Here is a 16,436-nt window from a genome sequence, read left to right as displayed (position 1 = left end):
TACGCATCTTTGCTAAACAACCTAAATTAACATCATGTCATCATCACATATTGTTTCGAACAAGCCGTTAAGTTTGAGTGATATTAACGATATTTTAAATTCGGAAATGAAATTAGAATTATCTGACGATGCCAAAAAGCAAATTGTTGAATGCCGAGATTATCTAGATTTAAAATTAAAGCAACAAACGCAGCCGGTTTATGGCATTAATACAGGATTTGGTTCACTGCATAATATTAAAATTAGCAGTGAGAATCTAACGAAATTACAGGAAAATTTAGTCATGTCGCACGCCTGTGGTATGGGAGCTTTGGTTCCTGTTAAAATTGTAAAGTTAATGTTGCTTCTTAAGATACAGTCTTTAAGTTACGGCTATTCGGGCGTGCAATTAGAAACTGTTGAACGTTTGGTGTTCTTTTACAATAATAATGTTATTCCTGTAGTCTATACGCAAGGTTCCTTGGGTGCTTCGGGTGATTTGGCACCCTTGGCCCATTTAGCATTACCATTACTAGGCAAAGGTGAAGTTTGGTTTAAAGGCGAAATAAAATCTTCTGAAACCATTTTAAACCATTTAAAGTTAACTCCAATTAGTTTAAAATCTAAGGAAGGTCTGGCATTATTGAACGGTACGCAATTTATGATTGCATACGGTGTGCATTGTTTAATTGAAAGTTATAAGTTGTCTTATTTTGCCGATTTAACAGGTAGTATTTCATTAGATGCTTTTAATGGCAGACTGGAGCCATTTAATGAGTTGGTTCATGCCATCAGACCGCACGAAGGACAGATAAAAACTGCCAAGCGCGTGATGGATTTTTTAAAAGACAGTGATTTGATGACGCAAGAAAAACAACATGTGCAAGATCCTTATTCTTTCCGATGCATTCCGCAGGTTCACGGTGCAACCAAAGATACTTTACAATACGTTTCACGCGTTTTTACCACCGAAATGAATTCGGTTACCGATAACCCTTTGATTTTTGTTACCGAAGATCAAATTATCTCAGGCGGCAACTTTCACGGACAACCACTGGCTTTGGCTTTCGATTACTTAAAAATTGCCATGGCCGAATTGGGTAATATTTCCGAAAGAAGAACATTTCAACTGGTATCAGGAAGCAGAGGTTTACCGGCATTTTTAATTGATAATCCCGGCCTCAACTCCGGATTTATGATTCCGCAATATACGGCAGCCAGTATAGTTAGTGCCAACAAACAGCTGGCCACACCTGCAAGCGTTGATTCAATTGTATCATCAAACGGTCAGGAAGACCACGTTAGTATGGGCGCTAATGCAGCCGTTCAGGCTTATGAGTTAATAAACAATGTTAAGACCATTTTAGCCATAGAATTGCTCAATGCTTCTCAGGCTATGGAATTTAGAGGGCCTTTAAAATCTTCAGGTTTTATTGAAAGCTTTCTTAAATCATTCAAATCAGATGTGAAATTTGTTGCCGAAGATGAAATTCTACACAATTTAATGAAAGCTACTTCAGATTTTATAGATAATTTCTCTATCGATACTAATTTACTTTTCGACTAAGAATTATAGGTGGGATATAAAAATAAAGCACAATCTAAATAATTATCAAAGACAGGCAGTAATAGATTAATCATATTCTTTTAAATCAAAGAATTAGCCCACTTAACAGCCCCTTCTAATTCTTCAAAAATCTTAAAAGGTTTTTTGAGAAATAGTTTTTCAATTTCGGCATTGCTTTTAGCTTTATAGTTTTTTGAAATCACACCAAAACCAATTAGGCTTTCCAACTGCGAGGTTTTAGAATAAATAGAGGTATCTACAGCGTAAGAATTAATGCGATGCGTGAGATATACAAAAGGAGAATTTTTATAAAACTCTAGAGCCTTTTCAACCAAAACATCATGAAGTGATTGTGTAACAGTAATACCTTCATCCATCACAACCAGCATGTACTTGGAATGAAATGAAACCGTACAAAAATTTAAAACCTCCACCTGTGCCATACGGTAAAGCTATAAACATTTTATAATAAGACATAAAAAAACTCCTTTAATTCGATTAAAGGAGTTTTTTAAATTTTAAAGGTCTTAAGTGTTTGTGGGTTCTTCAGACTTTTCGATTTTTACACTAAGCTTGTCATCGTCTTTAATCAAATCCATCACAATGACATCACCTTCGCTGATTTTTGAATTGATGATCTCTTCAGCTAAAGTGTCCTCAATATACTTTTGAATGGCTCGTTTTAAAGGTCTTGCCCCGTACTGTTTGTCAAACCCTTTTTCGGCTATGTGATCTTTCGCTTTTTTACTTAATTTAAGTGTGTAACCTAAATCTAGAATGCGATTAAACAGTTGTTTTAATTCTATATCGATAATTTTGTCGATGTGTTCTTTTTCAAGTGCGTTAAACATCACAACATCGTCAATTCTGTTTAAAAATTCAGGAGCAAAGGCTTTCTTCAAGGCATTTTCAATCACACTTCTGGCGTTGTCATCAACTTGAGAAGCTCTGGCTGAGGTTCCAAAACCAACACCTTGACCAAAGTCTTTCAATCTTCTGGCGCCAATGTTGGAGGTCATGATAATAATGGTATTTCTAAAATCAATTTTTCTACCCAAACTATCGGTTAAGTAACCATCGTCTAACACCTGAAGTAACATATTAAACACATCGGGATGGGCTTTCTCGATTTCATCCAACAGTACAACAGCATAAGGTTTGCGTCTTATTTTCTCAGTGAGCTGACCGCCTTCTTCATAACCTACATATCCCGGAGGTGCACCAACTAAACGCGAGATGGCAAATTTTTCCATATACTCGCTCATGTCAATTCTTATCAAGGCGTCTTCGCTGTCAAATAATTCTCTTGCCAGTACCTTGGCTAATTGAGTTTTACCAACACCTGTTTGACCTAAGAAAATAAATGACCCAATAGGTTTGTTCGGGTCTTTTAAACCGGCTCTGTTTCTTTGTATGGCTTTTACAACTTTGCCAACAGCTTCATCCTGACCAATAACCTTACCTTGCAACAATTCTGGTAGCTTGGCCAGTTTATTACTTTCAGTTTGTGCAATTTTATTAACCGGAATACCGGTCATCATCGACACAACATCAGCTACATTATCTTCTGTTACAACTTCTCGGTGCAATTTAGATTCTTCTTCCCACTTTAACTGAGCAGTAGACAGCTCTTTTTCAAGTCGTTTTTCATCATCGCGCAATTTGGCAGCCTCTTCGTATTTTTGTTTTTTAACCACTGTATTCTTGGTTTCTCTAACCGCATCGAGCTGCTTTTCGAGTTCTAAAATTTGCTCGGGAACCTGTAAATTGGTAATGTGAACACGTGATCCGGCTTCGTCTAAAGCATCGATAGCCTTATCGGGAAGAAAACGATCGGTCATGTATCTGTTGGTAAGCTTCACACAGGCCAGTATGGCTTCGGGTGTGTAATCAACATTGTGGTGTTCTTCATATTTGTCTTTAATATTGTTGAGAATTTGAATGGTTTCTTCAACACTTGTAGGCTCAACAATTACCTTCTGGAAACGTCTTTCCAATGCGCCGTCTTTTTCTATGTATTGTCTGTATTCGTCTAATGTTGTGGCACCAATACATTGTATTTCGCCTCTGGCTAAAGCAGGTTTAAACATGTTTGAAGCATCTAAACTTCCGGTGGCGCCACCGGCACCAACAATGGTGTGAATTTCGTCAATAAAAAGAATAATATCGTCATTCTTTTCTAACTCGTTCATCACGGCCTTCATACGCTCTTCAAACTGACCGCGATACTTGGTACCTGCAACAAGGCTTGCCAAATCGAGTGTTACCACTCGTTTGTTAAATAAAATTCTAGAAACTTGTTTCTTCACAATTCGCAATGCCAAACCTTCAGCAATGGCCGATTTACCAACACCTGGTTCACCTATCAATAAAGGATTGTTCTTTTTACGTCTGCTCAATATTTGAGAGACGCGTTGTATTTCTTTTTCTCGGCCTACAACCGGATCTAACTTACCTTCTTCGGCTAAGATGGTTAAATCTCTTCCAAAGTTATCTAAAACGGGTGTTTTAGACTTTTTGTTAGATTTGGGAGTGCTTTGTCCAAAAGGATTTTGTTTGGCTTCGTCTTCGTCGTTGATATCATCGTCAGAAAATGATTCTGCCTTTGGAGTATCTAAAAAGTCGTCTTCGTTTGTTATCATTGATTTAAATTCTTCTTTCACGTTATCGTAATCTACTTTTAATTTATTGAGGAGTTTGGTAGTTGGATCGTTTTCATTTCGCAAAATACACAGCAATAAGTGTGCTGTGTTAATCGAGGTACTTTGAAATAGTTTTGCTTCTAAAAACGTTGTCTTTAAAGCGCGTTCGGCCTGTCTTGTGAGGTGCAGATTTTTCTTCTCGTTACTGGTAACAACGGCTCCGGGATTGGCCGGACTAAGGATTTCAACCTTTCGGCGTAGCTGATTTAAATCTACGTTCAAGGATGTTAATATATCAATAGCTTTGCCATTACCATCTCTTAAGAGTCCCAGCATTAAATGCTCTGTTCCTATAAAATCATGACCAAGCCTAAGTGCTTCTTCTTTACTGTAGGCTATGACATCTTTAACTCTTGGGGAAAAATTATCGTCCATATACTTTATTCTATTCTATGCTATAAAATTACTTAAAAACAATTATCTAAGTTCAAAAATTATACCTTATTTAAGATACTTTGGCTAAATGAATAAAAAAATAGAACAAAACAAAACTTATTGGTAGCTACTTATTAACGAAAATAATCTTTTCTATTGTTAATAAAATGCATGAAAAACTTAAGTAACCATTCTTTAAAAACCCTGCTAAATACTTATATTAGCGCGTTACAAAACAACCTACAAATAATAATAAAAATCTTATGGCAGAAGGAGAAAAATTAATTCCTATTAACATTGAAGATGAAATGAAATCGGCTTACATTGATTATTCAATGTCGGTCATTGTGTCACGTGCCTTACCCGATGTAAGAGATGGATTGAAACCGGTGCATAGACGCGTACTTTTTGGAATGCACGAGTTAGGTGTTAGGTCTAATACGGCTCATAAAAAATCGGCCAGAATTGTTGGTGAAGTATTGGGTAAATACCACCCGCATGGCGATACCTCTGTTTACGATACCATGGTGCGTATGGCACAGGAATGGAGTTTGAGATATATGCTCATAGACGGTCAGGGTAACTTTGGTTCTGTTGATGGCGATAGTCCTGCAGCTATGCGATACACCGAAGCCCGTATGAGAAGAATCTCAGAAGACATGTTGGCAGATATCGATAAAGAAACAGTTGATTTTAAACTTAATTTTGACGATACGTTAAAAGAGCCAACCGTTTTACCGGCGAGAATTCCAAATTTATTAGTAAATGGCGCCTCAGGAATTGCCGTTGGTATGGCCACTAACATGCCGCCTCATAACTTAACTGAAGTAGTTGACGGCACGGTTGCCTATATCGATAATTACGATATTACTATTGAGGAGCTAATGCAACATATCAAAGCACCCGATTTTCCTACCGGTGGTATTATTTACGGTTACGAAGGCGTCAAAGAAGCTTTTGAAACGGGTAGAGGTAGAATTGTGATGCGCGCCAAAGCAGATATTGAAGAAATCAACGGTAAAGAGTGTATCATCGTTACCGAAATCCCATATCAGGTCAATAAGGCCGAAATGATTAAAAAAACAGCCGATCTGGTAAACGATAAAAAACTCGATGGTATTTCAACCATAAGAGACGAATCAGACCGTAATGGTATGCGTATTGTTTACGTTTTAAAGCGCGATGCTGTTTCAAATATTGTTCTTAATAAGCTTTACAAATATACTTCGCTGCAATCATCGTTTAGTGTTAATAACATTGCTTTGGTTAAGGGCCGACCTGAAATGCTTAATTTAAAAGACCTTATCAGGCATTTTGTTGAGCACAGACACGATGTGGTTGTACGAAGAACCACTTACGAATTACGCAAAGCTGAAGAAAGGGCTCATATTTTAGAAGGTTTAATTATTGCTTCCGATAATATTGACGAAGTTATTGCATTGATCAGATCATCTTCTAACGCCGATGAAGCCCGTGAAAGATTGATTGAACGCTTCAAGCTATCCGAATTACAGGCAAAGGCAATTGTAGAAATGCGCTTACGCCAGTTAACGGGTCTTGAACAAGATAAACTTCGCTCAGAATACGACGAATTGTTAGTCACCATCGAAGACCTTAAAGACATCCTTGATAAAAAGGAAAGACGTATGGAAATCATCAAAAACGAACTCCTTGAAGTTAAAGAAAGATACGGAGATGAACGCAGATCGGTGATTCAATATGCAGGTGGTGATCTCAGTATTGAAGATATGATTCCTGATGAAAAGGTGGTTATTACGATTTCTCATGCCGGATATATCAAACGTACTGCTTTAAACGAATATAAAACACAAAACCGCGGTGGCGTTGGGCAAAAAGCTTCAACGACCAGAAATGAAGATTTCCTGGAGCATCTGTTTGTGGGTACAAACCACCAATACATGTTGTTTTTCACACAAAAAGGAAAGTGTTTCTGGATGCGTGTTTACGAAATTCCCGAAGGTACCAAAACATCAAAGGGACGAGCTATTCAAAATCTTATTAATATTGAACAAGACGATAAAGTAAAAGCATTTATCTGTACTCAAGATTTAAAAGACGAAAATTATATCAACAGTCATTATGTCATTATGGCCACTAAACAAGGTCAGGTTAAGAAAACGGCGCTTGAACAATATTCAAGACCAAGAACCAATGGTATTAATGCTATTACCATTAAAGATGATGACGAATTGCTGGAAGCCAAATTAACAACCGGACAAAGTCAGGTAATGCTGGCACTTAAATCGGGTAAAGCGGTTAGGTTTGAAGAAGCCAAGACCAGACCCATGGGCAGAAATGCCTCCGGGGTTAGAGGTATTACCTTAGCCGATAGCAAAGATGAGGTAGTTGGAATGGTAACGGTGGATAATCCTAAAGAGGAAACAGTATTGGTAGTATCTGAAAACGGCTATGGAAAACGCTCTTATATTGACGACCCTGAAGGTGGTGATCCAATTTACAGAATTACCAATAGAGGCGGAAAAGGCGTAAAAACCATTTCTATTACCGAAAAAACCGGTAATTTAGTAGCCATTAAAACGGTTACCGATGAAGATGATTTAATGATTATCAATAAATCGGGTATTGCCATACGCATGGAAGTTAAAGATTTAAGAGTGATGGGTCGCGCCACACAGGGTGTAAGACTCATTAACTTGAAGAATAACGATTCTATCGCGGCTGTTGCTAAGGTGATGAAAGATGACGAGGAAAGCGACAATACCGAAAATGGCACAGATGTTGCACCTAACGAAGAAAATCAATAAATAATTAACTAAAAACTAATAAAATGAAAACAAAAATGATCATCGCTTTGATTTGTTTAATTAGCGGATTGAGTTATGCGCAAAAAGACGAAATTAAGGCGATAGAAAAGGCATTAAAAAGTAATGACTTTGCCGGTGCTCGCGCTGCTACCTCGGCGGCAGACGCTGTTGTATCGAATATGGACGACAAAACCAAGGCAAAGTATTACCTAATAAAAGCACAGGCATATTATGCAGGTGGCGCAGCTTCAGATGCCGATTTTAAAAAGGCTATTGAAAGTTTAAAGGACTTATCTGAAGTTGAAAAGGAGTCAGGTTATACCAAACATACCGCAGAGGCTATACAAATTAAAGATGGTTTATTGCGTACCATACTATCACGTGCCAGTAAAGCATACGAAGCACAGGATTATAAAGGTGCAGCCAATAAGTTTAATGACCTTTATCGTATGTCTACTCAAGACACCATATACTTATATTACGCCGCTTCAGCTGCGGTTCAAGGTATGGATTATGACACTTCTTTAAAGTATTATGAAGAACTAAGAGAATTGGGTTATGACGGCGCAGAAATGAGATATTTTGCTGTTAATAAGGAAACCAATGAAGAAGAAGCATTTGGTGATGCCTTAATGAGAGATGCTTCTATTAAAGCAGGTCAATACATCTCACCACGAAATGAGAAATCAGCCTCGAAAAGTGCTGAAATTGTAAAAAATATCGCCTTAATATATGTTTCTCAAGACAAAAATGATAAAGCGCTGGCTTACATGAAAGATGCTCGCGAAGAGAACCCTGATGATATGGGATTGATTCTGTCTGAAGCTAATGTGCACTTAAAAATGGGTAACAAAGATAAGTTTAAAGAATTGATGGAAGTAGCTACAACCAAAGATCCTAAAAATCCCGAGTTACAATTTAACCTAGGTGTATTAGCCGCCGAATCAGGCGATAGCGAAAGTGCTAAAAAATATTATCAAAACGCTATAGATTTAAATCCGAGATACAGCGATGCTATTCTAAATATGGCGGTATTAATATTAGATAGAGAAACTTCAATAATAGAAGAAATGAATGGTTTAGGAACGTCTAAGGCTGATGATAAACGCTACGAAGAATTAAAGGCCGAACGCACCAAACTGTATGGTGATGCCGTGCCTTACCTGCAAAGAGTTTTAGAAATAGACGCTAAAAATCTTCCGGCAGCCGAAACTTTAATGAACATGTACAGTGCTTTGGGTGAAACCGATAAGTACAAAGAAATGAAAGCAAAGGTTGAAGAAATCAAAGAAGGAAACTAATAAAACTTTCAAAAAGTAAAAAAAGGGTCGCTAATTGCGACCCTTTTTTTATATCAATTTTTTAATCACTCTTAATTTGTGAGTGTACTGTTTAAGTTCGGTATTGAAAATGCCGGTATGATCAATTCTGTCTACACGCACTTTACCGTGTGCATGTATGATATAGTGATCGTGCATAATGATACCTACATGCGTGATGACGCCTTCGGCGTTGTCAAAAAACGCCAAATCACCGGGTTCACTTTCCTCAATAAAACTTAAAGCTTCACCCATGGTGGCTTGTTGAGATGCATCACGTAATATTTTATAGCCGTTTATTTTGTAAACCATTTGCGTAAAACCTGAGCAATCAATTCCAAAGGGCGTCTTACCACCCCACAAATACGGACTATTAACATAGGTAAGCGCTGTGTTGATTAGTTGCGACTTTTCGGTAATACCTGCGGTTTGATGTCCTTCAAAGTGATGCTTTAAAATGTCTAGTCCGTTAAGCGTAGCGCCAAATGGTATGGTGATTAAGCTATTATTCTCGTCGCTTACAAACTCAATCAAATCGTTGTTTGAAATGATAGGTTGGGAGCTAAGACCGGCGAAATCTTCTTCAGAAATAGGAAGGTATTGTTTTTTGTCTATCCAGCCTTCGTAACGATCGAAATCCAGTCTAATTTTAATCCAGTTTTTTCTAGTGTCAATAATTTTAAAAATATCGCCATAAATGAGTTGAGATACCATTTCCGAAGTATCAGAAGGTTCTAACCTCATGGGAACCACTCCCAAATTTCCTATTCCGTGCGACATTAATAACAGATTAGTTACGCTCAATAACTATGGCCGAAGCACCTCCGCCACCATTACAAATAGCTGCTGCTCCTAATTTGGCATTATTTTGCTGTAAAACATTTATGAGCGTTACAATAATACGCGCACCAGAACAACCTAATGGGTGACCAAGTGAAACGGCACCACCATTAACATTAACCTTTGTATCAGTCAAGCCTAAAATTTTCATATTTGCTAAACCCACTACCGAAAAAGCCTCGTTAAACTCAAAGTAATCTACATCTTCAATATTGATGTTGGCCTTTTTTAAAGCCTTGGGCAAGGCCTTTGCCGGCGCAGTAGTAAACCATTCGGGCTCTTGAGCGGCATCTGCGAAAGATTTAATTGTGGCCAGTGGTTTTAATCCTAGTTCCTTGGCTTTTTCTTCACTCATTAACACTAAGGCGGCAGCGCCATCGTTGATAGTGGAGGCGTTAGCAGCAGTTACGGTACCGTCTTTGGTGAATGCCGGTCTAAGACTAGGAATTTTATCGATATTCACATTATTATACTCTTCATCCATTGCAACCACTTTAGGGTCTCCTTTACGTTGAGGAACTTCTACAGGCACCACTTCGTTATCAAACTTTCCGCTTTCCCAGGCTTCGGCCGAACGGTGATAAGATTGAACAGCGAAGGCATCTTGATCTTCGCGCGAAAATTTGTATTCGGTGGCACAGGCATCGGCACAAACACCCATAGCATTATGGTCGTAGGCATCTACCAGTCCGTCTTTTTGCATACCATCTACCAGCGTTGTCGGCCCAAATTTTTGTCCGTTACGCATGTGCACATAATGCGGAATTAAACTCATGTTTTCCATACCACCGGCTACTACAATATTGGCATCACCAAGAGCAATAGCCTGAGCGCCTTGCATCACGGCTTTCATTCCTGAGGCACAAACCTTGTTAACAGTTGTGCAAGGTACCGTATTAGGAATACCGGCATAAATAGCCGCTTGCCTGGCCGGAGCCTGACCCACGCCTGCCTGTACCACGTTACCCATTAAAACCTCATCTACCAGTTCGGGTTTAAGGTTTATTTTATCGAGTGCCCCTTTTATGGCAATGGCGCCAAGCTTTGGAGCAGGTATGGTGGATAACGAACCCAGGAAACTCCCTATAGGTGTTCTAACAGCAGATACAATAACAACAGTTTTCATTGATGAGTTTTAATAATTGAGCACAAAATTAATCATTTTTCATTTTTTAAAAGAACTTGGTGGTGTTTCATTTGAATAAATAACTTCTTAAAAAATGGATGTGGCTTTGATTTTAAAGAATTAAGAATTTATATGATGAATTCGAGAAAGGGTTGTAAAAACAATAATCAAAAAAAATATAAAATACTTTTCAATAATGGAATGAAAAAGTTACATTTGCAACCGCAAAAATGCGAAACGTTCAATTGAAATAGGAGAGGTGCCAGAGTGGTAATGGAGCAGATTGCTAATCTGTCGGCTCGTAAGGGTCGCCTGGGTTCGAGTCCCAGTCTCTCCGCAAAGTTTATAAACACCTTCGGGGTGTAGTCCCGAACTACGTTTGGGATAAACTCCGCCCGGTAATCGCGTCACGCCTCAGGCGTGAAGGTCGCAATAAAGGATAGATAGACTTAGTAAAAGTTTCCGAGAAACTTTAAAAACTCGGGGTGTAGCGTAGCCCGGTTATCGCGCCTGCTTTGGGAGCAGGAGGTCGCAGGTTCGAATCCTGCCACCCCGACAAAGAAAATCAAATAGTCGTTAGACTATAGTGTTTAATTTATCTCATGTTGAAAGTTTTTACTTTTATAAATGAGATAAATTAAACACAAGAACACCGGTAGGTGTTTGATTTTTTTTAGCAACGATTGCTTTAAAGGATCATGGTAGTAATCCTGCCACCCCGACAAAGAAAACATATAGTCTATAGACTATTGATTAAAAAAAGAGTTTAAAAAACTCAATCTGGTCGCGTAGCTCAGTTGGATAGAGCATCTGCCTTCTAAGCAGACGGTCACAGGTTCGAATCCTGTCGCGATCACGAATAAAAAGCCTCATAATCAGAGGCTTTTTTCGTTTTTCTAGAAATACATGTTGGCTGTTTATTAGTGCATTTTGTGTGTTTTTTTGCACATGATGTTCAATCCAAGACCATTTATCCCAAGTGGTTTTTGAAAACTGTTATATCCGGGCTGATTATATAAATGAGCTGAAGTTTGGTTTTCTGTGAATTTCAGCTCTACTAAGAAGTTTAAGTTGACTCATTCTAAAGAAAGTGAAAAACAAAAAAAAATAAAACATAGGGGCCAATTTCTAAACGGGCTCCTTTTTTATTTCACCAAGTGTTTCTTGTGAGTTAAATAGAACTCTAAAACGTAATAAATTGAATTATGGGATTTAAAACAACAGTTTTTTGGCCTCAGATTGGTTGAAATACCTTTATTGAGGGTTACAATTTGGCTGCGAAATAATTAACATAACGACTTAACACCAGTCCATTTCTGAAAGGTGACTATAGAGCCATGAATAATTATTCGGATTCTAATTAAGTAGATGAAAATAATATTATTAATTTAATTGAGTTTGAATATTAGGTTTCTGCATAAAATCTTCAGGTCAAATTTTGTCAGTTTATGAAAATAAAAGCCTATATTTTATCCTTAATAATTACTTGTTCAATACACATGAACGCACAGAAATTTGAACCAAAAGATGGTCTATGCTTGGTTTTTATAGGTCAAGACTTGGAAGCCGTTGGAGGTTTAAAGCAGTATAATAAAGGTTACACCGATTATTTTAAAACACCAGCCGGTATTACGGTTTATACAAATCTGTCTCCCGGTGACGAGTCTTACGGATATTATAACAAAGGATTAGATGGCATTAAAACCATGGCTAATTGGGGTGCAGGAGATACCCATGCCGATGTCTATTTACAAGATTCAATCTTTAAAAATACTGCTATTGCCATTGGATTGTCTTTTGTGAATCACGAAAAGAACATCGCCAAAGGCCAACATGACCACCTTATTGAAGAACTAGCTGAATGGATTATAGCTGCAAAACGTCCCATTTTTTTAAGAATTGGTTACGAATTTGATGGTTGGGACTGGAACCATTACAACAGGAAACAGTATTTAAAAGTTTGGAAAAGAATTTATTACATATTCAAGACAATGCAAGTCGATAACGTAGCTTTGGTTTGGCAATCCAAAGGCACAGGTTCTGATCAAAAGGTTTTGGAACAATGGTATCCAGGCGACGATTTGGTGGATTGGTGTGGTTATTCTTACTTCGGACAGCCAGACCAAGAAATGCTAACTTTTGCAAGAAAACACAACAAGCCTGTTTTTATTGCTGAAGCCACGCCCGTTAGGGAAATGGATCATTTGTACTTTAATAGTGATTTAAAAAACGAAAAACTAGATAAAGTCATTTGGACCGAATGGTTTGAGCCTTTTTTCCAAACAATAAAAGAAAATTCAGATGTTATAAAAGCCTTCAGTTATATCAACTGCGATTGGGCTTTGCAACCCATGTGGATTAACAATCCTACCTTTCAAAAAGTTGATTCACGAATTCAGGTGAGCCGATTCGTTTCCGAGAAATGGAAAGAAGAAATGGAACATCCGCGATACCTGCATGCCTATGATGAATTATGGGAAAAACTATCAAAACACTGATGATAGAGGTGGAATTTACTTTAATCTGATTTTTAAAAAAACTATTAAAATTTGATGAACTTCATTCTGAATAAACCTTCTCATAAAACCCGGAAAATCTGTATTAAACTGTAGTTTAAAAATACGTGCTACCGATAATTCATATTAATAAAAAAAATCTAATCAAATTAATATGTTCTAAGACGAATAGTACTTCTAATGCCAAATTACGTAGCATTCGTTCAAAACAATGGATTCTTTGAGTAAAAGAAATTAAAAATCACTTTGGCCTATCACCAATACTTACAATATGTGCTTTTTCATTGCAATTCTCTACGGTGAGTTGAACTTTTGATCCTTTATAAACAGAATTTAAGTGGTATGTTTTACACGGATTTCCCTTGGTATCGCTCTTACCAAAATCTACCTTACCATAACGAATCAGTTGCTTAACGGTTGAAGTATCTATGTCACGTTTAGTCATAAAAGCTTCGGCATTATCCGAATAGCTTTTGGGCAACCCTGATAAGTATTTGGTAGTTCGGGCGTTTGGAGAATAATCGCAACGGGCTTCTTTTCCGCTTAAAAAAAAGGACAGAATTACCAATCCAATGGCAAATCCGCCGAGATAATATCCCAAACGATGTATAAACTTCATAAATTAAGTTACTTAAAAAATTAACAGATTGGCATCGCTGTAGTCTAGTCCGTACCATTCGGCCACCGACTTGCTGGTTAAAATGCCGTGGTAAAAATACAAACCATTTCGCAAACCACGATCATATCTCAACGCAGGTTCTATCCCGCCATTGTCAGAAATATTGAGTAAATACGGCGTAAAAATATTGCTGATAGATACCGAGGCAGTTCTTGAATATCGCGCCGGAATATTAGGCACACAGTAATGCGTGATGCCATTATAATCAAAGGTAGGATGGTCGTGTGTGGTAATTTCACTGGTTTCAAAACAGCCACCCATATCAATACTCACGTCTATGATAACTGAACCGGCTTTCATGTGGTTGACCATGTCCTCAGTTACTACCACTGGTGCGCGGTTATTACCTCTAATAGCACCAATGGCTACATCACAACGTTTTAAAGCTTTCATCAAGCTTTTTGGTTGCATGGTTGAGGTATATATGGTTCTTCCTAAACTAACTTGTAAACAGCGTAATTTAGTGATGTTACTGTCAAATACTTTTATATTAGCGCCAAGTCCTAATGCAGACCGTGCTGCAAATTCGCCTACGGTGCCTGCACCTAAAATAACAACTTCAATGGGTGGTACGCCATTAATATTTCCAAAGAGTAAACCATTACCACCGTTTATATTCGATAGTAATTCTGAAGCAATTAATACCGAGGCCGTTCCAGCAATTTCACTTAGCGAGCGCACTGCAGGATAAGCACCGTCTTCGTCTTTTATAAATTCGAATGCCAAAGCCGTAACACGTTTGGTGGCTAAAGCTTCAAAATACTTTTTATTGCGTGTTTTTAATTGCAAAGCAGAAATTAACAATGTTTGCGGATTAAGTAAGGAGATTTCTTCTTCCGACGGCGGTTCAACCTTTAAAATAATAGGGCAGGAGAACACCTTATCGCGGTCTTTGGTGACTTCTGCACCGGCTTCGCTATATTCTTTATCGGTAAAGTGTGCGCCATTACCTGCGCCGCTTTCAATCATGACTCTATGGCCATTGGCTACCAGTGCTGACACCGCATCTGGTGTAAGGCAAACCCTTTTTTCCTGAAAGTGTGTTTCTTTTGGAAGGCCAATATACAGTGCGCCTTTTTTATTATAAACCTCTAAGGTTTCTTCTTGTGGCATTAATTGCTCACGGGTAAACGGCGACAGTGATTTGCTCATTTAAGTTAAATTGATAACTCAAATTACGGATAATATTTTAAATGGCGCAAGTGTAATATGAAAAATCGGTTGGATTGAATTGTTTTAATGCCGTGTACAGATCGCAAATTGATTTAGGCTCTTTGCGTCTTAGCGTCTTGGCGAGAAACAACTAAATATACCACGCAAAGTCGCTAAGTCGCAAAGCGAAGAGCTTTTTATATTTGAACACATGAATATATCTTCACAATTTCTTTTGCGTCTTAGCGTCTTAGCGAGAAACAACTAAATGTACCACGCAAAGTCGCAAAGTCGCAAAGCGAAGGGCTTTTTACATTTGAACACATGAAATATCTTCCCAATTTCTTTTGCGTCTTAGCGTCTTGGCGAGAAACAACTAAATATACCACGCAAAGTTGCAAAGTCGCAAAGCGAAGAGCCTTTTATATTTGAATACATGAATATATCTTCACAATTTCTTTTGCGTCTTAGCGTCTAGGCGAGATATACACCAAGAGATCTCAAAGGTTCGCTAAGGTTAATGCAAAGTTCAATACGTGTTTCTATTTTATCTCTTTGTGTTTTGTAGAGTTCTTTTTAGTCTTCCTCGTTTTTAAAAGAAGAGTTGATCCGGAACTATGCGTATTTTAAAATATTATTGTGAACTAAAGCTAGATTGGATTATTAAAAATACTGCTTTACCTTACCCCAAAACGTGGTAGGTTTAATCATAAACTCAGCTTCTAATTCTTCCATCGTTTTACCGGCGTCGTTTAATTTATCCATCATTTGGGCCCTGATTAAATAAATCGAAGGTATGATGATGGCCATTAATGGAACTAAGTATATTAACTTAAATTCATCGAAATGTAGAGATTCATCGGCGATAACACCTGCCAGCTGATAGGCATACATGGCGATTGGCACTAAAATAGCATGGTACCACCAATGTTTACAAGTAAAAAACCATATTAAAAGCAATAATAACGGTACCAACTTACCCATTATTGACCATACACCAATCTGTGCACTTTCGTAATAACCACTTCGGTATGTAAAAAGTCCTGTTGTCCAAACCTGTTCGTTCGGAACGAAAGTATATAAATAAAACAAAAAGGGAGTCGCTGCCACTAAAGTGCCGGCAATACTCCCCATTACAATGACTTTTCTACTAAGTTTTTTATCCGTTAGAGTTGATCTTAACGAGTCTTTTGTCGATTTGCGTAGTTTGCTGATCATCTAAATTGATAATTTTGTCAAATGCTTGTGCAGTAAACAGAACACCACCAAAAATTGCAATTGCTAATACATACTTTTTTGTTTTCATAATTCAAGGGATTTAATTAATTAATTACACTTCAAAGATAACTTTCAACACAGGCTTCAACTGTTAATGAAATGTTAAAGAAAATGAGG

At 37.7% G+C, this 16,436-nt stretch carries 12 protein-coding genes and 3 tRNA genes; 7 read left to right on the top strand and 8 right to left on the bottom strand.

Annotated features, from left to right (window positions below; all coding sequences use genetic code 11):
- Positions 1 to 34: 34 nt before the first annotated feature.
- Positions 35 to 1,546, top strand: coding sequence for a histidine ammonia-lyase (gene hutH / locus FJ651_RS15165; protein WP_140991600.1), 1,512 nt, complete (start codon positions 35 to 37; stop codon positions 1,544 to 1,546).
- 80 nt (positions 1,547 to 1,626) lie between these two features.
- Here hutH and FJ651_RS15160 read toward each other — a convergent pair whose 3' ends face one another.
- Together FJ651_RS15160 and FJ651_RS15155 are read right to left on the bottom strand one after the other, a co-directional pair.
- Complete coding sequence (locus tag FJ651_RS15160) at positions 1,627 to 1,989, bottom strand: hypothetical protein (protein WP_140991598.1); 363 nt, start codon at positions 1,987 to 1,989, stop codon at positions 1,627 to 1,629.
- Between the two features lie 84 nt (positions 1,990 to 2,073).
- Positions 2,074 to 4,623 carry an ATP-dependent Clp protease ATP-binding subunit gene (locus FJ651_RS15155; protein WP_140991596.1) on the bottom strand — a complete coding sequence of 850 codons (2,550 nt, stop codon included), beginning with the start codon at positions 4,621 to 4,623 and terminating at the stop codon, positions 2,074 to 2,076.
- Between the two features lie 263 nt (positions 4,624 to 4,886).
- On the opposite strand from FJ651_RS15155, the gene gyrA reads away from it, so the two are divergent.
- On the top strand, positions 4,887 to 7,409 hold the full coding sequence (gyrA, locus tag FJ651_RS15150) for a DNA gyrase subunit A (protein WP_140991594.1): 2,523 nt from the start codon (positions 4,887 to 4,889) through the stop codon (positions 7,407 to 7,409).
- A 23-nt stretch (positions 7,410 to 7,432) separates the two neighbouring features.
- The gene (locus tag FJ651_RS15145) at positions 7,433 to 8,710 is read left to right on the top strand and encodes a tetratricopeptide repeat protein (protein WP_140991592.1); all 1,278 of its coding nucleotides are present in this window, start codon (positions 7,433 to 7,435) and stop codon (positions 8,708 to 8,710) included.
- A 48-nt stretch (positions 8,711 to 8,758) separates the two neighbouring features.
- Here the strand turns inward: FJ651_RS15145 and FJ651_RS15140 are convergent, their stop codons facing one another.
- Positions 8,759 to 9,508 (bottom strand): C40 family peptidase, encoded by a 750-nt coding sequence (locus FJ651_RS15140; RefSeq protein ID WP_140991590.1) that lies wholly within the window; start codon positions 9,506 to 9,508, stop codon positions 8,759 to 8,761.
- Between the two features lie 10 nt (positions 9,509 to 9,518).
- Positions 9,519 to 10,694, bottom strand: coding sequence for an acetyl-CoA C-acyltransferase (locus FJ651_RS15135; protein WP_140991588.1), 1,176 nt, complete (start codon positions 10,692 to 10,694; stop codon positions 9,519 to 9,521).
- A gap of 253 nt (positions 10,695 to 10,947) precedes the next feature.
- Here FJ651_RS15135 and FJ651_RS15130 point away from each other — a divergent pair.
- The 4 genes from FJ651_RS15130 (at position 10,948) to FJ651_RS15115 (ending at position 13,192) form a co-directional block, all read left to right on the top strand.
- Positions 10,948 to 11,031: transfer RNA gene (locus FJ651_RS15130), tRNA-Ser, on the top strand.
- A gap of 144 nt (positions 11,032 to 11,175) precedes the next feature.
- Positions 11,176 to 11,250 (top strand) — tRNA-Pro (locus FJ651_RS15125).
- 226 nt (positions 11,251 to 11,476) lie between these two features.
- A tRNA-Arg gene (locus tag FJ651_RS15120) sits at positions 11,477 to 11,550 on the top strand.
- A 643-nt stretch (positions 11,551 to 12,193) separates the two neighbouring features.
- A complete protein-coding gene (locus FJ651_RS15115) occupies positions 12,194 to 13,192 on the top strand; it encodes a glycoside hydrolase family 26 protein (protein ID WP_246085382.1) in 999 nt (332 codons plus the stop codon).
- A gap of 259 nt (positions 13,193 to 13,451) precedes the next feature.
- Here the strand turns inward: FJ651_RS15115 and FJ651_RS15110 are convergent, their stop codons facing one another.
- The 4 genes from FJ651_RS15110 to FJ651_RS15785 form a co-directional block, all read right to left on the bottom strand.
- The gene (locus tag FJ651_RS15110) at positions 13,452 to 13,829 is read right to left on the bottom strand and encodes a DUF4258 domain-containing protein (protein ID WP_140991584.1); all 378 of its coding nucleotides are present in this window, start codon (positions 13,827 to 13,829) and stop codon (positions 13,452 to 13,454) included.
- A 12-nt stretch (positions 13,830 to 13,841) separates the two neighbouring features.
- Positions 13,842 to 15,041 carry an alanine dehydrogenase gene (locus tag FJ651_RS15105; RefSeq protein WP_140991582.1) on the bottom strand — a complete coding sequence of 400 codons (1,200 nt, stop codon included), beginning with the start codon at positions 15,039 to 15,041 and terminating at the stop codon, positions 13,842 to 13,844.
- Between the two features lie 663 nt (positions 15,042 to 15,704).
- A complete protein-coding gene (locus tag FJ651_RS15100) occupies positions 15,705 to 16,175 on the bottom strand; it encodes a hypothetical protein (protein WP_246085381.1) in 471 nt (156 codons plus the stop codon).
- Positions 16,176 to 16,200: 25 nt separating this feature from the next.
- Positions 16,201 to 16,347 carry a hypothetical protein gene (locus FJ651_RS15785; protein ID WP_216746164.1) on the bottom strand — a complete coding sequence of 49 codons (147 nt, stop codon included), beginning with the start codon at positions 16,345 to 16,347 and terminating at the stop codon, positions 16,201 to 16,203.
- Between the last annotated feature and the right edge of the window lie 89 nt (positions 16,348 to 16,436).

This window comes from Paucihalobacter ruber, assembly GCF_006494535.1.
Lineage (GTDB): Bacteria > Bacteroidota > Bacteroidia > Flavobacteriales > Flavobacteriaceae > Paucihalobacter > Paucihalobacter ruber.
The sequence above is the reverse complement of the archived record's forward strand: the minus strand, read 5'-3'. Positions and strand labels throughout refer to the sequence as shown.

What these genes read in the sequence shown, in the direction of transcription:
- hutH (WP_140991600.1), top strand. Translation starts at nt 35, where the DNA reads ATGTCATCATCACATATTGTTTCGAACAAGCCGTTAAGTTTGAGTGAT.
- FJ651_RS15155 (WP_140991596.1), bottom strand. Translation starts at nt 4,623, where the DNA reads ATGGACGATAATTTTTCCCCAAGAGTTAAAGATGTCATAGCCTACAGT.
- FJ651_RS15160 (WP_140991598.1), bottom strand. Translation starts at nt 1,989, where the DNA reads ATGGCACAGGTGGAGGTTTTAAATTTTTGTACGGTTTCATTTCATTCC.
- FJ651_RS15115 (WP_246085382.1), top strand. Translation starts at nt 12,194, where the DNA reads ATGAACGCACAGAAATTTGAACCAAAAGATGGTCTATGCTTGGTTTTT.
- FJ651_RS15105 (WP_140991582.1), bottom strand. Translation starts at nt 15,041, where the DNA reads ATGAGCAAATCACTGTCGCCGTTTACCCGTGAGCAATTAATGCCACAA.
- gyrA (WP_140991594.1), top strand. Translation starts at nt 4,887, where the DNA reads ATGGCAGAAGGAGAAAAATTAATTCCTATTAACATTGAAGATGAAATG.
- FJ651_RS15140 (WP_140991590.1), bottom strand. Translation starts at nt 9,508, where the DNA reads ATGTCGCACGGAATAGGAAATTTGGGAGTGGTTCCCATGAGGTTAGAA.
- FJ651_RS15135 (WP_140991588.1), bottom strand. Translation starts at nt 10,694, where the DNA reads ATGAAAACTGTTGTTATTGTATCTGCTGTTAGAACACCTATAGGGAGT.
- FJ651_RS15785 (WP_216746164.1), bottom strand. Translation starts at nt 16,347, where the DNA reads ATGAAAACAAAAAAGTATGTATTAGCAATTGCAATTTTTGGTGGTGTT.
- FJ651_RS15145 (WP_140991592.1), top strand. Translation starts at nt 7,433, where the DNA reads ATGAAAACAAAAATGATCATCGCTTTGATTTGTTTAATTAGCGGATTG.
- FJ651_RS15110 (WP_140991584.1), bottom strand. Translation starts at nt 13,829, where the DNA reads ATGAAGTTTATACATCGTTTGGGATATTATCTCGGCGGATTTGCCATT.
- FJ651_RS15100 (WP_246085381.1), bottom strand. Translation starts at nt 16,175, where the DNA reads ATGGGGAGTATTGCCGGCACTTTAGTGGCAGCGACTCCCTTTTTGTTT.